The 17,764-nt window shown below is 42.4% G+C and carries 25 protein-coding genes and 1 tRNA gene; 5 read left to right on the forward strand and 21 right to left on the reverse strand.

Annotated features, from left to right (window positions below; all coding sequences use genetic code 11):
• Positions 1–167: 167 nt before the first annotated feature.
• The 3 genes from FTU90_RS07475 to map form a co-directional block, all read right to left on the reverse strand.
• Complete coding sequence (locus FTU90_RS07475; protein ID WP_100357436.1) at positions 168–605, reverse strand: PaaI family thioesterase; 438 nt, start codon at positions 603–605, stop codon at positions 168–170.
• A gap of 360 nt (positions 606–965) precedes the next feature.
• Positions 966–2,201: a pyridoxal phosphate-dependent aminotransferase gene (locus FTU90_RS07480; RefSeq protein WP_071850978.1), complete on the reverse strand. Its 1,236-nt coding sequence runs from the start codon at positions 2,199–2,201 to the stop codon at positions 966–968.
• A gap of 252 nt (positions 2,202–2,453) precedes the next feature.
• Complete coding sequence (gene map, locus FTU90_RS07485) at positions 2,454–3,281, reverse strand: type I methionyl aminopeptidase (RefSeq protein WP_005097535.1); 828 nt, start codon at positions 3,279–3,281, stop codon at positions 2,454–2,456.
• Between the two features lie 471 nt (positions 3,282–3,752).
• Here map and rpsB point away from each other — a divergent pair, with 471 nt between their 5' ends.
• The 4 genes from rpsB (at position 3,753) to FTU90_RS16300 (ending at position 6,177) form a co-directional block, all read left to right on the forward strand.
• Positions 3,753–4,499, forward strand: coding sequence for a 30S ribosomal protein S2 (gene rpsB, locus FTU90_RS07490; RefSeq protein WP_005097534.1), 747 nt, complete (start codon positions 3,753–3,755; stop codon positions 4,497–4,499).
• Between the two features lie 142 nt (positions 4,500–4,641).
• Entirely contained in the window at positions 4,642–5,517 is an 876-nt protein-coding gene (gene tsf, locus FTU90_RS07495) for a translation elongation factor Ts (RefSeq protein WP_005097533.1), read from the forward strand.
• A 410-nt stretch (positions 5,518–5,927) separates the two neighbouring features.
• Positions 5,928–6,068 carry a DUF3465 domain-containing protein gene (locus FTU90_RS16295; protein ID WP_347929327.1) on the forward strand — a complete coding sequence of 47 codons (141 nt, stop codon included), beginning with the start codon at positions 5,928–5,930 and terminating at the stop codon, positions 6,066–6,068.
• 25 nt (positions 6,069–6,093) lie between these two features.
• Positions 6,094–6,177: a hypothetical protein gene (locus tag FTU90_RS16300; RefSeq protein ID WP_373684768.1), complete on the forward strand. Its 84-nt coding sequence runs from the start codon at positions 6,094–6,096 to the stop codon at positions 6,175–6,177.
• An 18-nt stretch (positions 6,178–6,195) separates the two neighbouring features.
• On the opposite strand, the gene FTU90_RS07505 is transcribed toward FTU90_RS16300, so the two are convergent.
• From FTU90_RS07505 to FTU90_RS07535, 7 genes are all read right to left on the reverse strand, one after another.
• Entirely contained in the window at positions 6,196–6,651 is a 456-nt protein-coding gene (locus tag FTU90_RS07505; protein ID WP_005097532.1) for a DUF962 domain-containing protein, read from the reverse strand.
• Between the two features lie 245 nt (positions 6,652–6,896).
• Positions 6,897–7,511, reverse strand: a complete 615-nt coding sequence (locus FTU90_RS07510) for a septal ring lytic transglycosylase RlpA family protein (protein WP_005097531.1) — start codon at positions 7,509–7,511, stop codon at positions 6,897–6,899.
• 290 nt (positions 7,512–7,801) lie between these two features.
• Entirely contained in the window at positions 7,802–8,803 is a 1,002-nt protein-coding gene (mltB, locus tag FTU90_RS07515; protein WP_035337969.1) for a lytic murein transglycosylase B, read from the reverse strand.
• Between the two features lie 294 nt (positions 8,804–9,097).
• A complete protein-coding gene (locus tag FTU90_RS07520; RefSeq protein ID WP_005170158.1) occupies positions 9,098–9,751 on the reverse strand; it encodes a hypothetical protein in 654 nt (217 codons plus the stop codon).
• An 18-nt stretch (positions 9,752–9,769) separates the two neighbouring features.
• On the reverse strand, positions 9,770–10,585 hold the full coding sequence (queF, locus tag FTU90_RS07525) for an NADPH-dependent 7-cyano-7-deazaguanine reductase QueF (RefSeq protein WP_180000185.1): 816 nt from the start codon (positions 10,583–10,585) through the stop codon (positions 9,770–9,772).
• Complete coding sequence (locus FTU90_RS07530) at positions 10,585–11,358, reverse strand: ABC transporter permease (RefSeq protein ID WP_005097525.1); 774 nt, start codon at positions 11,356–11,358, stop codon at positions 10,585–10,587. The genes queF and FTU90_RS07530 overlap by 1 nt, the downstream gene beginning before the upstream one ends.
• Entirely contained in the window at positions 11,355–12,290 is a 936-nt protein-coding gene (locus FTU90_RS07535; RefSeq protein ID WP_100357432.1) for an ABC transporter ATP-binding protein, read from the reverse strand. The genes FTU90_RS07530 and FTU90_RS07535 overlap by 4 nt, the downstream gene beginning before the upstream one ends.
• 178 nt (positions 12,291–12,468) lie before the next feature.
• On the opposite strand from FTU90_RS07535, the gene FTU90_RS07540 reads away from it, so the two are divergent.
• Positions 12,469–12,544, forward strand: a tRNA-Arg gene (locus tag FTU90_RS07540).
• An 81-nt stretch (positions 12,545–12,625) separates the two neighbouring features.
• Here the strand turns inward: FTU90_RS07540 and FTU90_RS07545 are convergent.
• Genes FTU90_RS07545 through FTU90_RS07595 form a run of 11 tightly spaced genes read right to left on the reverse strand, consistent with a single transcriptional unit; the run spans position 12,626 to position 17,688 of the window.
• Positions 12,626–12,892, reverse strand: coding sequence for a hypothetical protein (locus FTU90_RS07545; RefSeq protein WP_180072156.1), 267 nt, complete (start codon positions 12,890–12,892; stop codon positions 12,626–12,628).
• A complete protein-coding gene (locus tag FTU90_RS07550; RefSeq protein WP_180072158.1) occupies positions 12,889–13,395 on the reverse strand; it encodes a class I SAM-dependent methyltransferase in 507 nt (168 codons plus the stop codon). The genes FTU90_RS07545 and FTU90_RS07550 overlap by 4 nt, the downstream gene beginning before the upstream one ends.
• Complete coding sequence (locus FTU90_RS07555; RefSeq protein ID WP_180072160.1) at positions 13,392–13,706, reverse strand: hypothetical protein; 315 nt, start codon at positions 13,704–13,706, stop codon at positions 13,392–13,394. Before FTU90_RS07555 ends, FTU90_RS07550 begins: the two co-directional genes overlap by 4 nt.
• A complete protein-coding gene (locus FTU90_RS07560) occupies positions 13,699–13,965 on the reverse strand; it encodes a hypothetical protein (protein WP_005266597.1) in 267 nt (88 codons plus the stop codon). Before FTU90_RS07560 ends, FTU90_RS07555 begins: the two co-directional genes overlap by 8 nt.
• A complete protein-coding gene (locus FTU90_RS16085) occupies positions 13,958–14,413 on the reverse strand; it encodes a DUF551 domain-containing protein (RefSeq protein WP_257222390.1) in 456 nt (151 codons plus the stop codon). The genes FTU90_RS07560 and FTU90_RS16085 overlap by 8 nt, the downstream gene beginning before the upstream one ends.
• A complete protein-coding gene (locus FTU90_RS07570; protein ID WP_257222391.1) occupies positions 14,413–14,781 on the reverse strand; it encodes a hypothetical protein in 369 nt (122 codons plus the stop codon). Before FTU90_RS07570 ends, FTU90_RS16085 begins: the two co-directional genes overlap by 1 nt.
• Positions 14,778–15,527, reverse strand: coding sequence for a hypothetical protein (locus tag FTU90_RS07575; RefSeq protein ID WP_257222392.1), 750 nt, complete (start codon positions 15,525–15,527; stop codon positions 14,778–14,780). Before FTU90_RS07575 ends, FTU90_RS07570 begins: the two co-directional genes overlap by 4 nt.
• A complete protein-coding gene (locus FTU90_RS07580) occupies positions 15,524–16,450 on the reverse strand; it encodes a hypothetical protein (RefSeq protein WP_180072162.1) in 927 nt (308 codons plus the stop codon). The genes FTU90_RS07575 and FTU90_RS07580 overlap by 4 nt, the downstream gene beginning before the upstream one ends.
• Before the next feature lies 1 nt (position 16,451).
• Complete coding sequence (locus tag FTU90_RS07585; RefSeq protein WP_180072164.1) at positions 16,452–16,958, reverse strand: hypothetical protein; 507 nt, start codon at positions 16,956–16,958, stop codon at positions 16,452–16,454.
• Positions 16,955–17,344: an AlpA family transcriptional regulator gene (locus FTU90_RS16235; RefSeq protein WP_306669520.1), complete on the reverse strand. Its 390-nt coding sequence runs from the start codon at positions 17,342–17,344 to the stop codon at positions 16,955–16,957. The genes FTU90_RS07585 and FTU90_RS16235 overlap by 4 nt, the downstream gene beginning before the upstream one ends.
• On the reverse strand, positions 17,341–17,688 hold the full coding sequence (locus FTU90_RS07595; RefSeq protein WP_180072166.1) for a hypothetical protein: 348 nt from the start codon (positions 17,686–17,688) through the stop codon (positions 17,341–17,343). Before FTU90_RS07595 ends, FTU90_RS16235 begins: the two co-directional genes overlap by 4 nt.
• Between the last annotated feature and the right edge of the window lie 76 nt (positions 17,689–17,764).

The raw sequence follows: 17,764 nt of genomic DNA on the forward strand, positions 1-17,764 counted from the left end.
TCTTGACTATTTTGTATTGCTCGACGCACTGCCTGTGTCGTTGTGGCGCTGCTGTGTAGAACTTGTCCCATAGTGCTTCCTTCCATTTATCTGAGAATATTGCACCATTAAAATCTGGGACTAAACACTTAGGTCATCGATTGAATGCTGGCCATAGGTTCTCTTGGTTATTCAGGGCGAATAATCATACAGGTCGCAGTGGCATGGGCATATAAACGGCCTTCTTCATCCAGAATCCGACCTTCAGCAATACCCAGATTTTTACTGAGGTTAATTGATTGTCCGGTCGCTTTAAGCTGCTGGTCTCGAGGAATCGGTCGGCACATTTTAACATTCAGATCAATCGTGCCATAACCAACCCCTGCTTCGAGTAAAGTATGAATCGCACAGCCTGTCACCGTGTCTAAAACAGTTGCTGCAAAACCACCATGCACGCCACCAAGCGGATTTAAATGCCGGTGATCGGCTTTGACTTTAAATTCTACGTATCCGCTTTGGATAACGGCAGGTTGCATCGACATGGTTTCGCTAATGCTTGGAGCGGGAATTTTCCCATCTCGCATCGCTTGTAATAAGGCCAAACCGTTCATTTCTTTTGGATTCATTCTGCTTTTCCTGTGATTATTCTTTAGCTGTTTCGATTTTATTTAAAAGTGAAACATCAATAATAGCAAGTGACATATTTTGATGTAATGTTGCTCATAGCAATAGTTATATTAGATGGTTAAAAGTTATTGAGGTTAAAATATTTATTTTTTCAATGCTATTGCAGATAGCAGGAGAGTGCTATTTCTACCGGAAATAGAGATACTTTAGATATTCAGGAATTTCGATCAATGCTATGTGTGGCATACACTTTGGCTGCGATCATTTGTTTGATCTGCTTAAAATACGTTATCAAAAGCAGCTTGGAATGGCATAAAAAAACCCGCGATCAACGCGGGTTTTTAAATCAAGCGAATTGATTATTGTGCAGCTTTTTCAGCTTCGATTGAAGCAATTGCGGCGTCAACGCCTTCGATTGAATCAGCAGCTTTCTTGATGCGCGCAAGTGCATCAACCAACACTTCATCTGCAGTTGCATAAGAAATACGCATGAAACCGCCCAGACCGAATGCATCGCCAGGAACAACGGCAACGCCAGTTTCTTCCAGTAACCATGCAGAGAATTCTGTGCAAGATTTAAGACCTTTGGCACGAATCAACGGTTTGATGTTGGCATATGCATAGAATGCGCCATCAGCAGGCAAGCAAGAAATACCGTGAATGTCATTCAAGCCTTTCACAACTAGGTCATGGCGACGTTTGAATGCTTCAATCATTGGCTCAAGTACATCTTGAGGACCATTCAAGGCAGCTTCAGCAGCAACTTGCGAAATTGAAGTTGGGTTTGAAGTTGACTGAGATTGGATCTTTTTCATTGCACCAATAAGTTTAGCAGGGCCCGCTGCGTAGCCGATACGCCAGCCAGTCATTGCATAGGCTTTAGATACACCGTTTAATACGATAGTACGGTCATAAAGGTCTGGTGCAACTGTTGCGATGTTGTAGAACTCGTCATCCCAACGGATTGGTTCGTACATATCATCAGATGCGATAAATACTTCTGGGTATTTACGCAGTACGTCAGCCAGCGCTTCAAGCTCAGCTTTAGTGTAGATCATACCTGTAGGGTTAGACGGGCTGTTCAATACTACTAGACGTGTTTTGTCAGTGATTGCAGCTTCTAATTGTTCAGGGGTGATTTTGAAACGTTGTTCTTCACCACATTTCACAATAACAGGAACACCTTCAGCGATGATCACCATGTCCGGGTAGCTTACCCAGAATGGTGCTGGGATGATGACTTCATCACCTTTGTTTAACAAAGCAAGGGCCAAGTTAAAGAATGATTGCTTACCACCACAAGAAACCAGAATCTGGTTTGCTGCATAGTCTAGGTTATTGTCGCGTTTGAATTTAGCAATAATGGCTTTTTTAAGACCTGGCGTACCGTCAACAGCGGTGTATTTGGTGAAACCGTTGTTAATCGCTGCAATTGCTGCATCTTTGATGTGTTGCGGTGTATCAAAATCTGGCTCACCTGCGCCCAAACCAATAACATTATGACCTGCAGCTTTTAATTCAGCAGCTTTGTTGGTCACAGCAAGCGTTGGGGACGGTTTGATGGCATTTACACGATCAGAGAGACGTACGTCCACGGCAGTATTCCTTCTTATAGGGATTAAAAAATAAAAAGCACATTATCTTAGCTTAAAATGCGAGGCATGGGGCAAAAGAATTTGGAAAACTTTGAGGAAAAAATGGTGTACTTGCAGAGCTTTATCTTGAACTCCGATGCCAAGGGACAACAGTTAAAAGGCTTGAGTTATCAAGTAAACCCCCATAAGCCAGTCAATATAAACTAAAAATGGCCACTTTATAGTGACCATTTTGTGGTGTTGTCTTGGTACTTATTTATTAAAGCGTGACAGATCTTCATCCGGACGCGCGGTTAAGATTTCAACCCCTGTTTTAGTGACGAGCAGGGTATGTTCATACTGTGCTGACAATGAATGGTCTTTGGTGACCACCGTCCATTTATCACCCAGTAATTTGGTTTTCCAGTCGCCACCATTCACCATAGGCTCAATGGTAAAAGTCATGCCTTCTTCTAAAATCATCCCGGTATCTGGCTGGCCGTAATGCAATACTTGTGGTTCGTCATGGAAAGTCGTGCCAATTCCATGACCACAATATTCACGTACCACACCAAAACGTTCAGATTCGACATATTTTTGAATCACGTGGCCAATATCACCAATGGTTGACCCTGGTTTTACAGTTTCAATACCCCGGTACATGGCTTCTTGCGCTACTTTACATAGACGGTTAGCAAGAATAGACGTTTCACCACCGACGATGTACATCATGTTGGTATCGCCATGATAGCCATCTTTAATCACAGTGACATCGATATTCAGAATGTCACCTTTTTTCAATTTTTTGCTATCCGATGGAATGCCGTGACACACCACATGATTCACAGAAGTGCAAATCACATGCTGGAAAGCAGGCCGACCTGGTGCTGCACCATAACCTAAGCAGGCTGGAATGGCTTGTTGTTGGTTAACAATATAGTCATGACAAATCGTATCAAGTTCTAGCGTAGTAACACCTGGAACAATATGCGGTTTGATCATATCCAATACTTCTGCCGCCAGTCGCCCTGCCACACGCATTTTTTCAATTTCGTCAGGGGTTTTGATAAGTCGACGTGGCGCTTGGTAAGTGTTGTTCATGATCTCTAAAAACTTTTGGAAATTTGTGTGTGACTATGGTATAAATAGCCGCCCATTTTATCAAATGCTTTTTCGTGAATAAATTTCACGGGCTTTGTGCGATGGGGCAAAAAATCCGCACATATATCGACACATTACTCTGGGTGCTTCTAGGGATTGTTGTCACTTTATATGTGAGTTGCGTTGTCAGCTAAAATTTCGTCATGCGAGGCATGAAACGATGGTAATGGTATTCCCTTATCGAGTTTCATAACGAAGTATGAGGGGATTTTAGCTACAACCCTTCGGGATAGGGACGTTTTTTGATGCTACTGCGTTATGAATAGTTTATTTAGAATGTTAAATCTCACTATTCATGCCTTGTATCGCTAAAAAATGTCCTCTGTCGCAACCACTGATAAAATGACAGCAATCCCTTGGGTGGAGAATGCGGGTATATGGAGGCCTAACCCAAACTTTAAGGTAAAGAAAATGGCAGATTACAACGTAGGCATGCGCGACCTTCTACAAGCAGGCGCACACTTTGGTCACCAAACACGTTTTTGGAACCCAAAAATGCGCGATTACATCTTTGGTGCGCGTAACAAAATTCACATCATCAACCTTGAGCACACTGTTCCTGCGTTAAATGATGCTTTGAACTTTGCTAACAACTTGGCGAGCAAAAAGAACAAAGTTTTGTTTGTTGGTACTAAGCGCGCAGCTTCTGCAATCATCCGTGAACAAGCGCAACGTGCTGGTCAACCATATGTTGATCACCGCTGGTTAGGTGGTATGTTGACGAACTGGAAAACACTTCGCCAATCTATCAACCGTCTAAAAGACCTTCAAACTCAATCTCAAGACGGTACTTTCCTTAAGCTAACTAAACGTGAAGCTTTAGAACGTACTCGTGAGATGGAAAAACTTGAACGCGGTCTTGGCGGCGTGAAAAACATGGGTGGTTTACCTGACGCATTATTCGTAATCGACGTTGATCACGAAGCAATTGCAATCAAAGAAGCAAAGAACCTTGGTATTCCTGTAATCGGTATCGTTGATACAAACTCTAACCCAGACAACGTAGATTACGTTATTCCGGGTAACGATGATGCGATCCGTGCAGTAACACTGTATGCTTCTGCTATGGCTGATGCGATTCTTGCTGGTAAAGAATATGCTCAATCACAAGCGAATGCACAAGCTAAAGCAGAAGAAGCTCCAGCTTCTGAGGCTTAATGCGTTTGACGCAAGCTTGTCATTTTTGCGACATGTGATGGTGGCAAAGTAAGCGTTATGTATGCAGGCGGCCCATGAGAACTCCTCTGGGCCGTTTCTGTTCTAAAAAGAATTCATTTTCTACCGAATTTAGGAGATAAACATGACTGCAGTTACAGCAAGCATGGTTAAAGAATTGCGCGATCGTACTGGTCTTGCAATGATGGAATGTAAAAAAGCTTTGACAGAAGCGGGCGGCGACGTTGAATTAGCGATCGATAACCTACGTAAATCTGGTCAAGCGAAAGCTGCTAAAAAAGCGGGTAACATCGCTGCTGATGGCGCGATCACGATTGCTCAAGAAGGCAACAAAGCACTTCTTTTAGAAGTAAACTGCCAGACTGACTTCGTTGCAAAAGATGAAAACTTTGCTGGTTTCTCTGCGAAAGTTGCGGCTGCTGCACTTGCTGCAAACGTAACTGATCCTGCTCAAATCGCTGAATTGAAACTAGAAGATGGTGCAACTGTAGAAGAAGCGCGTATCGCTCTTGTTCAAAAAATCGGTGAAAACATCCAAGTACGTCGTGCGAAAATTGTTGAAGGTGCTAACCTTGCAGTTTACAAACACGGTCTTCGTATCGGTGTTGTTGTTTCTTATACTGGTGATGAAGCAACTGGTAAAGGCTTGGCAATGCACGTTGCTGCGTTCAACCCAGTCGCTGTAAATGCTGAAGGCGTTTCTGCTGAGCTTATCGCGAAAGAGAAAGAAATTGCTGAAGCGAAAGCACTTGAATCTGGCAAGCCAGCAAACATCGTTGAGAAGATGGTTGTGGGTTCTGTCGAGAAATACTTGAACGAAGTTGTTCTTGAGCGTCAAATGTACGTAATCGACAACGACAAGAAAGTTGCTGACGTTCTTAAAGCAACAGGTACTACTGTAGCTGAATTCGTTCGTTTCGAAGTTGGTGAAGGTATCGAGAAGAAAGCTGAAATGAGTTTCGCAGAAGAAGTTGCTGCTGCTCAGGCTGCTGCTCAATAATTCGGTAACGAATTATAAAGAAGCTCCACTTTGTGGGGCTTTTTTTATATCTGCATAAAAATACAATAAGTCGAAAGCGGTAGTTTTTCTTGGAAAATACGAGTTTGCTTAGAAAGTGCGCGTGATAAAATCAACGAAATTTAAAGAATTGAAAATCATTAATAGCGCATATAAAACCGACATGGGTATTGGGGCGATGATTGCTTATTGATTGCTGTATATCTGTGTTGATACCTAGCAAAACCAGTTTGAGTGGAGCTCCTTAACACAAAGTCAGCCAAGTCGCCACACCGACACTCATTTTGAAGCTATGTCTCAAGATGATCTCAATAAAATTTAGACTGCTTTTCAACATCATCAGGGTGCTATTGGGGTTTGATCTTATCGAGCAAGGATTGCAACATTAGGTGATGATTATAAAGGATCACGCTATTAAGAGTTCATGCTTGAATGATCAAATTGTATTGGTGACATATAATATCGATTCCGCACCCGGCATTGGTTCGATTCAAAAAGATGATATTGTCGAATTTTATAGTGAATATAAATAGCGAGAAGGGGGATGTGGCGCACTGGATGCATCATGATTGTGCCCGAAAACATGTGTATGGCCGGTTAAAACATCAAGGAAGAACCTATCAAGAAGGTTCTTCTCATTAGAAAAAATGAAGAATGCTGCTAAATGCTCTTCATGTCTCGTATCTGGCGACTTTTCCAGGAAGGTGCTACTTTAGCTAAATAAGCATCCATGCACCAAATCGGGCCAATAAGAAGGAATTGAAGGTCTTTAAAGAAAGATGGCTTTTTGCCTTCCACTTTGTGGCCATAAAACTGACCAATCCAGGCAAAAACAAATAGGCCAACATAAAAACCGGCACCGACTGGCAGAATCCAGATTAGCCAGGCCATGATCAATGTTAAAGCAGCCATTGCAACTGCCAAAACAATATCTAGTCGGGCATAGAAAATAAAAGCCAGAGCCAGCAGAAGGGCGGTCAGTAAAGCACTAAAGTGCGCAATAATGCCAATAATCGAAAAATAGATAGTCGGTACGCAGACCCAGTGAATCAGCTTATTGGTTTTGTTTTGATGACTGTCACTATATTCATCCAGCCATTCAGATATTGTTTTCATTATTCGCTCCATTCCATGAATACGTTGTGCTTGCCTGAAAATATAAAGCAGAATCCAGGTTTGGTCAAAAGTTAATCGTGCCAGAACGCGAATTTTACTTGGCGAATTTGCAACATTCAAGCTGTAATGGACAGGTAGCCGGAGATAAGAGGAACTATAGATTGATTGTCATTTTTCTATAACTTGAAGTTAATAAAAAAGCCACATTACTGTGGCTTTTGGTTAAATGTATTGCAAGCTAAATCTTAAGAATTTGGACCAGCGACACGCTCAATACTGACATTGCCAACACCGGCATTGGTAATGCCGAGTTTCTTAGCTGCGCCATAAGATAAATCGACGACACGGTTACCATGGAATGGGCCGCGGTCATTGACTTTAACCACTACGCTTTTACCATTATTTCTATTGGTCACACGAATATAACAGTTCAATGGTAGGCTACGATGAGCAGCAGTCATTGCATTCATGTCAAAGGTTTCACCGCTTGCAGTTTTACGGCCGTGGAACTGGCGACCATACCAAGAGGCTGTACCTGTCTGACTGAACTTGCGTACAGTATTAGAAGCCACGGTATTCAGTTTTTCAATCACTGAAGGCTCTTCTGCAGGAATTTCAATTTTCGCTGCAATGGTTTCACGGCGAACTTTATCGCCAGAACGCTCAGTGATTGAAAGGCTGTTCAAATTGGTGAAATTTGAATTGAAGCTTTGAGCTTCTTTATTTAATACACGCGTTGCAAGGCGCGAATTGTCATTTTCGTGATTAAACGAAGATGACGGAACCATATCTGCCTGCGATTGCGTCAGTGTGACTATCGTGGCAATGGCCATAAAATACTTCAAAATTGAAGAATGCATCGAATCAACTCCTAACAGCATATCGCATGGATTTGTTCATAAGTAACTGAAAAACCATGTAAACACGCCTGATATTTAACTTATGCAACTACATTTAACGAAATGGATAATATTCATGCCTGCAATATCCTGTCTAGTGTTTAATTAAAATAGTTTAAAAAAGAACTTAAAATAAACAATGATTGATTAAAATATGCTCAATATTGTAACATGATATTAAAGTTGATCAATATTTGCTCATAATCACTCATAAAAATGTTGACTTTAATAATTTGTATTAAATTCTCATGTTAACGGCTAGTAATTTCTGTACCTAATAACCACAATGCAGTGGCATACATTCGGCTGCGATTATAAGTAGTAATCACTTGAAAATTTGGATAAGTAATATAGTAAATATGCCCATAATTTTCTTGTAATTGAATTACATTGACCAAGTCTAGATCGTCAATTTGAACAATAGGATTCATTGGGCTAATCCCTTGTGTTTTTAACACACCATATGGGCTAGGTTGAGTCAGATCTTTGGCAATTACCGCATCCGGGTTCGAGCCACTATAACGGGCCGGAAAAGCAATCGGTTGATTACGCTGCCAGCCATGCTGGGCTAAATAGTTGGCAATCGAGCCAATCGCATCTACTGCTGAATTACGCAGGTCAATATGTCCGTTACCATCGTAGTCCACGCCGAATTTTGGAATATTACTTGGCATGAATTGTGGATAACCGACCGCACCTGCATAAGAGCCGACGATAGAAGAAGCTGAAACGCCATCTTTATAAGACCAGGCAATTAATGCCGCCAGTTCATCTTGAAAATACTGGGCACGACGCTCATAACCAAAACCTAAGGTGGCCAGCGCATCACGGGTGACAAAAGAACCCTTATTGGTACCAAAGCCGGTTTCTACCCCTAAAATCCCGAGAATGATTGACTGTGGTACACCAAACTGCTGTTCAGCGCGATTCAGCGTTTCCGCATATTGCTGTTTAAAGCGCACACCGCGTTGAATGGTCGACTCAGCCAGAAAGTTGGTTTTATAAGAATACCAAGGCTTGCTTTCACCTGGACGATTCATAATATTGATGATATTGGGCAGGTTACGCGCCCCGTTCATGGCTGAATCGACTTGCTGGGCACTCAGTCCATAATTTTGCATGGCAGTCTGTTTAAAACTGGCATAAGAGGGATGAGATTGGAAATCGTTGGCCAGACTGAAACTGCTGAGACCGAATGAGGTTAATACGATTGAAAGCTGTTTAAATTTTTTATAAAAATTCGATTTCAACATCTTGGTACGATTTCCAATTTTTGATAAGTTGCGGGCAATGTTATTTGAATCATGCCATGAAAAAGATTGAGAAATTTTTTCAATCATGAGGCTGTAAAAACCAGATTAAAGATAACATTCGGATGATTAAGAGACCTAGATGCATATACAAAAATAGTGAAAGACTGGTTATTTTTGCGTCAGTTTGCCTTGTGGAGCTGCTTATCTGTAACAAGCTATTTCATTGAACATAAAAAAGCCTGACCGAAGTCAGGCTAATTTCAAAAAATCACTCTTAGATGATTCTATGCAAACCTATTCTGTATAGAACAAGGTGTCATGATATTCAGCCATGGCGCGAAGCTCATCCTTGTTCAGATTGAGAATGATTTTATCTGCAGCCATATTGATGGCCTTAATCACAGCAGAAGCACCAATATCTGCTGCCTTGCGTTTGATCATGCCAAGATCCAAGGTCTTATTAAAATCGACCATAAAGTGACGTACCGTCGCTTCACCAAACTGCTTATATAGATTGCTAAACGTTTGTTTGTCGATACTCTGACCGGCTTTTAGTTCCGCATAATGATGTTTTAAATTGGTCACCAGATTGGCATCCAGCGACTCACCAATACGGATCTGTCCTTCAGGGTCTTTAAACAGACTGCGTTCAGAGAAAGCAATAGATTGCTTCACCACATCATTCGGCGCTTTACTCAATAACTGTTTCAGCAATACCGCCACAGTTGACTTGATATAGCCCGCCAGTTTTTCCGCAGTATCGCGCTTATCACTTGCAGGAAAACGACGCACCAGTTCCGTGAGAATCGCATCAATAATTTCATCATTAATCATCAATGCGGTTTTATCACGGAGTGGGTAAAGCGGCTCATTTGAATTTTTATTTTGTTGTGCAGTCTGAATTGTATTTAAAAGCTCTGCAGAAGGAATAAAACCAAAAAATGGCATTGTTAAACCTCAATGTTTTTATTGTCGCGCTAATCGAATAGGGCGAGGCATCCATGTTAAATCCGATACACGGCAAGGGTTGATATCCAATCCACCACGGCGTGTATAGGTTGCGTAGACCATCAGCTTTTCCGGTTTCAGTTGTTGCCAGAGATCGGCAAACATCTGCTCCACGCATTGTTCGTGAAAACCGTTATGCTGACGATAAGAAATAATATAAGCCAAAATACTCTTATAACAAGGTTTTTTGCCCTGATAGCGTATAAATACTGTACCCCAATCCGGTTGTCCAGTGACTGGGCAGTTACTTCTTAATAAATGTGAATACAGCTGGATTTCAACTTCTTCGGTATGGTTCGCATCCAGAGCCAAAAGACTCGCATCAGGATGATTTTCCAGACGTTCCGGAATTAGTTCATCAATGCAGATGCCTTCAGGTTGGGCAACTTCCAAGTCATCAACCTGAAATAAATCTAACGTAATCTCTGCGCCAGCCGCAGCAGATAAATCTTTTTCCACCGTGGTGATAAAGTCAGCTTGAGATTCAAATTTGGCAAAATTCAAACTATTAAAGTAAAGCTTGAGTGATTTGGATTCAATCAGATTCGGCGAAGAAGCAGGCAGGCTGATCCGTCCAATTGCGACTTGCGGCACACCGGCTGAATTTAACCAGGAAATTTCAAAAACATGCCACCAGTCGGTGCCTTGCTGAATCGCGTCGACATGCGCGTATTGTTCACGAGCAGGTGCGCGCGAAATCGGAAACAGAACATCCGGCTGATATTCTGTCGGGTAATTGGTGTCTTTACCAAGAAGAGATTGTTCTACACTCATTATTCACGCATTCCTGAACCACGGGAGAGTAAATGATAGGCCAATGCATAGAGCAGGCCGCAACATAAGGTGACCACTGCAAGTGAAACAGTTACATTGACATCGCTATGTCCTAAAATGCCATAGCGGAAGGCATTGACCATATACACCACAGGGTTGATCAAAGATAAATTTTGCCAGAATGGACTTAAGGCAGAAATTGCATAAAACACACCGCCTAAATAAGTCAGTGGCGTTAAAACAAAGGTCGGGATAATCGAAATATCATCAAAAGATTTGGCATAGACGGCATTGATAAAACCACCCAGAGAAAACAGCAGGGAGGTAATCAATACGGTATAAATCGTCACAAACCAGTTGGTAATGTATAGATCCGCAAAAAACAAACTCACGGCACTAACAATAATCGCCACCAGTACTCCACGAATCACACCGCCCAGCACATGTCCCCAAAGAATGGCATGCATCGGTACTGGACTCATGACCAGCTCTTCAATACTCTTTTGAAATTTTGAACTGAAAAAACTGGAAGAGACGTTGGCATAGCTGTTGGTAATCACGGCCATCATGATCAGACCGGGCACAATGAACTCCATATAGCTATAGCCGCCCATGTCTCCAATCCGCGAACCGATCAAATTGCCGAAAATCACGAAATACAAGCTCATGGTGATGGCAGGTGGTAACAAGGTTTGCGGCCAGATCCGCATAAAACGGCGGACTTCTTTATATACAATGGTATATAAAGCTACGCTGAGTTGATTAATGTTCATTGCGCAGCTCCATCCAGATTTTTTTCGACCATTTTGACAAAAAGCTCTTCCAGACGATTGGATTTGTTACGCATACTGCGTACCTGAATATTCTGTGATTCCAATAGCTGGAACAGATCATTCATGCTATGTGCCTTGTCCATGGTAATTTCTAAGGTCATCGGGTCGATTAAATTAAAACGTACCCCGATAATCTCCAGATGCAAAGGTTCAATCGGTGCTGCAAGATCAAAAATAAAGGATTCTTCATTCAGCTGACTTAGGAAGCTCTTCATGCTGGTGTCTTCTTTAATCACACCACGATCGATAATCGCAATGCGGCGACACAGCATTTCGGCTTCTTCTAAATAGTGGGTGGTGAGAATGATGGATGTCCCTTGCTCATTCATCTCGTTCAAAAACTCCCACATTGAACGACGTAATTCGATGTCGACACCCGCAGTTGGCTCATCCAGAATCAAAAGTTTCGGTTCATGCATCATGGCACGTGCAATCATCAAGCGACGTTTCATACCGCCCGACAGCATACGCGCCTGCGTTGCACGTTTTTCCCATAGGCCCAGCTTGGTCAGATAGAGTTCAGCCCGTTGCTGTGCAATTTTTTTAGGAATACCGTAATAGCCGGCTTGCGTCACCAGAATGTCGAAAGTTTTTTCAAACTGGGCGAAGTTAAATTCCTGAGGAACCACACCTAAACACTGTTTGGCTTGGGAGGGGTGGGTATCCAGGTTGTGACCGAAAATTTCGACTATGCCGGCGGTTTTTTTTGTTAATGAACTGATAATACCGATGGTGGTGGATTTTCCGGCGCCATTTGGCCCCAGAAGTGCATAAAACTCACCTTCTGGTACATTTAAGTTGATTCCTTTTAATGCCTGAAAGCCATTGCGATAGGTCTTTGACACATCTCTTAAGATCAGTGCATCAGTCATGAATATCTCAAATGGTGAAAAGTTGAGATATTGTGAGTGATCTTGGAAAATAAGCCAAGTGATTCACATGGAATTCTGTGTTGCTGTTTTGGAACATTGTATAAAGTCTAAGCATAAAATGACGAAGTTATAGATAGTTGCTTTACCTTATGATTTTTTTTGTTATGATGTGCATCGCGCGCTCATAGCTCAACTGGATAGAGTACAGGTCTCCGAAGCCTGTGGCGTGGGTTCGAGTCCCGCTGAGCGCACCACTACTACCTATAATATCAATAACTTATAATACCTTTGGCGTAATTCTGGCGTAATCCATATTTTAATCAAGAAAAACCCCGCTATATTTTGCGGGGTCTGCCTACTGCTTTTTTCAAATCTTCCGGCCTACTTTCTAGCCAGTCAGATAATTTTTTTAAATTCCATCTTCGACCTTTTGTGGTTTCTGTAATGTATCTTGGTTTTGGAAAACCTTTTAAGCAAATAATGGATGATTTGAAATGCACACCACCATATCCTAAAAATTCTGCCGCCTGATCATCTGTCAACCAAATGTCTGAAGGTGGCAGGGCAACAATAAAGTTACCCATATTTGCCATTGCTGTCATTGATTCACCTCCAATCTTTTACCTGCTTCCACATCCGACATCTTCATAAAAGTAATCCAATGCGTATTTGCTCGTTTTCCACTAATGTGGCCAAACACTGGTTTATGATTAGTCAGCTCTAAAATTTCACTGACTTTAATTTGAGTTTCATTCCACTTAAAAATTAAAACTCCACCGGTGGCCAACACACGAAAGCACTCTGAAAAGCCTTTCCGAATATCCTCCTGCCAAGCTTCATTCAGCTTTCCATACTTAAGAGCCAACCAGCTTTGTTTGCCAGCACGAACCAGATGCGGCGGATCAAAGACCACTAAATTAAATTGGCCATCATCAAACGGCATGTTGCGGAAATCCATTTCAAGATCTGGCGCCACTTCAAGGCTGCGACCATCACAAAGGATGTGACTTTCAGATCGAATATCACCGTAAACTACATTCGGGTTTTGACGATCAAAGTGCATCATCCGGGAGCCGCAACAAGGATCTAAAATTTTTGCATTCAAGACACCTCTCCCAAAGCCAACACCACACCACTCGGCAACTTGCTCAAATAGCAGGTGAACAGGTGATACAACTTATCTGCATTACTCTCATCAACAGTGATAATCCCACCAGTACCACTTTTAACTCGTTGACGTGACCAGCCGCGCATATTGAAAGTAAACTCATTATCAAAATCCACCGCGTTTAAAATCGCATTGAATGAGCCAACATCACCGGCAGACCATGTTTCGTTGTATGGCTTGTCTTTAGCCACAAGGTTGTCGATCTGAAGCTGGGCGAACTGCACGTTGGTTAATTGAATTTCAGTCATTGGCTGGCTCTCCACGAATAATTTTCACGGTAGCCGATCTACCATCAACGCAATTAAGGGTGATGTTTAGATCATTTTTTCCATCATCCTCCCAGGTGAAAGTTTTAATTTCAGCACCCGTTGGCTCTATGCCTAAGGCTTCCAGTCCAGCCTTAAATTCAGCCATGTGATCAGCCATTTCCTGCAAGCAAACATGAATGCGGTCAGATGGGATTTTCAAGAAGTCGCCAATCGACTCAATTTTGTAGATGTTAGTCATTGACTGGCTCCTGTGCTTCGATCATGGCTTTTTGTTTTGCATCATTCTCGTAATAAAAATGGTACTGTTCAGGCAATTCAATACTCTTTGGCATCCAGTGTGATTGACTGTAAGCCGCCTGCCATCCGTAGCAATTTCTCTCTTTAAAGCCGCCAGCCCATTTTGAATCACGTGTTACTTGTCGAACTTGTCCAAGGTTATGCACCAAAACTTCTTCACCTTCTTCTGGCATGCGCTCGGAAGTTGAAATCCATTCCGGCACCGCTTGGGCTTTGGCTGCTTTCCATTGCTCACCAACTTCCGTACCAGCTTCAAAAATGCTGTACATATGCTGAATATCAGAATCCGAATAACAACTTTCTTCATCTTTTTCCAAAAGGCTTTCATCAAAGTCAGGGTTTGCCAAAAGTAAATCTTCAAATTTTTCTTGAATTTCCTGAATATCCATCACGCCACCTCGCTTTCATACTTGTTTCGAGCGAAAATGGCATAGGCATCATCTTCACTAAAATTGATATCAATTAAGAAAAAGCCGTTTGGTGCAATCGGGTCCCACTTGGTGATATCACAATCATCCATCATGATTTCCCAATCATCAGAATTAACAAGGCTCTCCATCCAGAACATCACAATGTCTACACCAAAGTGGTTTCTGAACTTCTCCCACTCTTCACGACTTACATATTCTTCATTTTCCAGGTGCTCATTCATGTATTTCGAATAAACCGGATGTGTCCAGGTGCCCATTTCACTGCGAACAATTTCCATTGGCTCTAGTTTGTTATCTTCCATCACGCCACCTTCTTTAATTTTCATGCTGCTTTCACTCCCTTGCTACGTTCAGCCATAAGCCTTGCGTAATACTCCTGACAGTGGGGAATCTTGTCTTTGATCTTCTGGATGATTGACTCATCACGCTCGATCACTACGGTTGTCAGGCGCTCACGAATATCAATTTTTTCAACCGAATCAATTAAATATTCAAGATCATCCCAACCACTAAGAAGTTCAGACGGGGTGGGTAGCAACCAGAAATCCACATTCGCCACATCACAGTCGTAAAGCCACATATAGCCCTGCATTTGAATGTCATAGCCTGCATCTTTGACCTTCTCTAAAGCCTCATCTGCAAACCATGGATGTGTATCAATATCTTGTGAACACTTGGTATCCAGAATCATTCGATTGCTTTTGTCCAAGACATCACACTCACCAGTGATCAAATGGTTGTTCATTCGACCGACATGCTTTTCAAACTTGCGAAAACGCATCTTGCCTGACAATTCAATAGCCATTTCTTCAAGAAGATTTCCCTTCCTGGTAGCAACATTCCCCTTGAATTTCCGGGTATCAGTTAAATCCTCTTTTGCGATTTTTCGAATTTCATTAATCGCTGTACCGGAAAGCGACTTGTTTTTTAACTTTTGAATCAAAGCATCTTCATCATCAGTACGTTTTTTCTTGCGAATAAGCGCATTGATTTCATCATTTCTTAGCTCACTGGCAATGCTTTGAGCATCACCAATAAGCTTGTGAAGGGAAGAGCAGCGGAATAACTTCATGGCAGCACCTCCACAGCTTGACGTTGAGCCTCTGTCAAAGCGTATCCATCAAGGATGTAGGCCTTATCAATCGCGCCGGCATTCAACTGTTCAAGTGCTGCATTAAATTCATCATCAGACAGGGATGGTTTAGGTGCCTCCTGAACTGATTTTTCGGGAACAATATCAAACCAGTCTTGAGGTGAACTCATACCATCTTTAATACTGGTGCCAATCTTGATCAGCGAAATAACTTGAGCAGGGGAAATGGCCTCAATACGGCATTGAATCCGCTTCTCTACAGCTTCTTTAGTCACTCCACATTTTTCAAATGACTTAAGAAGCTTCTGCACACCTTCTGGCGAAGTATCCGCAGAGGCTTGAATAGTTCGCTCACACTCAGCCACAGCAGCATCAATTACATCACCCGGGATTACACCAAGGATGCAGGCGCGCAGACGACGGGCACCGTTATTCGCAACAAGCTCATAAATATCGCGTGGATCTGTTAAAGCATAGCCACCTTGACGTGTATGCCGCCAATGACGAACCTGGAAAACTTTAGTTTGACGAGTATTTGTTTCAACATCCCAAGCAAAGGCTTCAACTGTGGATTCGCCATTTTCAGAGGATAATTCACGAATACCGAATTGAATATTTCCCCAGTTTTGCGCCAATGCTTCAGCAAGTCGAATTGATGGACCTGTAATTGATGTGCCACCTTTTGCATATGAATAAACAGATGACTGAGCCAAACTTGGGCGTTGACAAGCATTCATAATGCGGTCATACGCTTCATTCATGTTGCGAGGAAACTGTTTAGCAATAACTAGGGCTGCCTGAACTTCTGCTACAGCACGCTGACTGTCGGACTGAACAGTTGCCATAGCTTGCGACTGGGGTGCCGATACCGCAAATGGATTGCTTTTCACTGGTGCATTCATCTCAAACCACCTCTTCAAATAGTTGTTCCGCGTACTCATTCACAAGACGCTGTAATTCTTTAATTTGCTCATCGTTAAGCGTAAATGTCTGACCTTCCTCAGCTTCAAAATTCCAAACATTCAGTAAAGTCACAGGCGTATCTTTCACGACTAACCAAGAATCAATATCCACTGGCTCTGCATATCGCATATCCCCATTCGAGCTACGCATTTCAGTCATCGTGTGAGGCAATACAGGCATTGAACAATCAGCCGTTGCATACAGGTTTTCACCAATCTGACGATACAAACCAAACGTCAGCACGTTATCTTCAATCGAAAGATCAGAATCAACCTTGAAGCTTGGCAGGTCTGAAAAGTACAAATCACGGGTGAAATCTTCATTCACTTTGCAGTCAGTTACTCGGGTGCTATGACCATCACGGCACAGGAATAAAGACTGGTTTCCGATGTGATGAATAGGTCGCATTGCCGCACCACATCCACAGAATTGAGCGTAAGTGTTCATTTAGCACCCCCAGCAGAATTGCTTTTGGTTCCTTGTTTCTTGGTTAAGCCCGCAAGCCATGCCTCAATCTCAACCAAACGCCATGCAACAGTGCGCTCGGATATTTGTAAAGGTCTTGGAAACTCGCCTTTTTCCATTAGTGCGTAAATGGATGAAGCGCCCAAGCCAGTTAATCTCTCAACCTCTTTGCGGCGTATTACTTGACTGCCTTTCATTTTCTCTTGGACTTCTTGTTCTCGCACTGATGGAGTATTGTTTTTTTCACGCTCAGCAAGCATTGCATCAGCTTGCTTGTAAGCTAGTTCAGCCACTTTTTCTTCAGTGCGACCCATCATTATTAGGGCTGGCATCGCAGCCATGGCGAATTGATCATGAAGGTCTGTCATTTAGCACCCCCAGCAATCGCAGCATTAATCTTTTCAATCTCATAACGATCAACATAGGCATTAACAGTCTTGTCAAAATGCACCACGTTTAGAATGTCCAGAAACTCGACTGAAGCATCGTCAAGGGCATACTCAACATAAATGCTGTAATCGTCAGCTTTGACGGTAGCCAAACAGGTTTCATTGCAAGTACGCTTAAGCACTTCATATTTTTGAGCGGTGATAACCACTTGAGGATTATCATCAGCAACTTTGGCAGGCTGGAAAGCGTAAGCTACTGCTATCCCCGCGCTGATAGATGCTGCAATGAATGCAGACTTGAGAATATTGGATTTAGTTGTCATAATGACCTCGTTGTGTAGAAGCCCTTTGGATGTCGTAGTCGGAAGGGCTTTTTTGTGTTTACGAGAGTCATAGTAA

Source organism: Acinetobacter sp. YH12200 (genome assembly GCF_013418175.1).
Classification (GTDB): domain Bacteria; phylum Pseudomonadota; class Gammaproteobacteria; order Pseudomonadales; family Moraxellaceae; genus Acinetobacter; species Acinetobacter pseudolwoffii.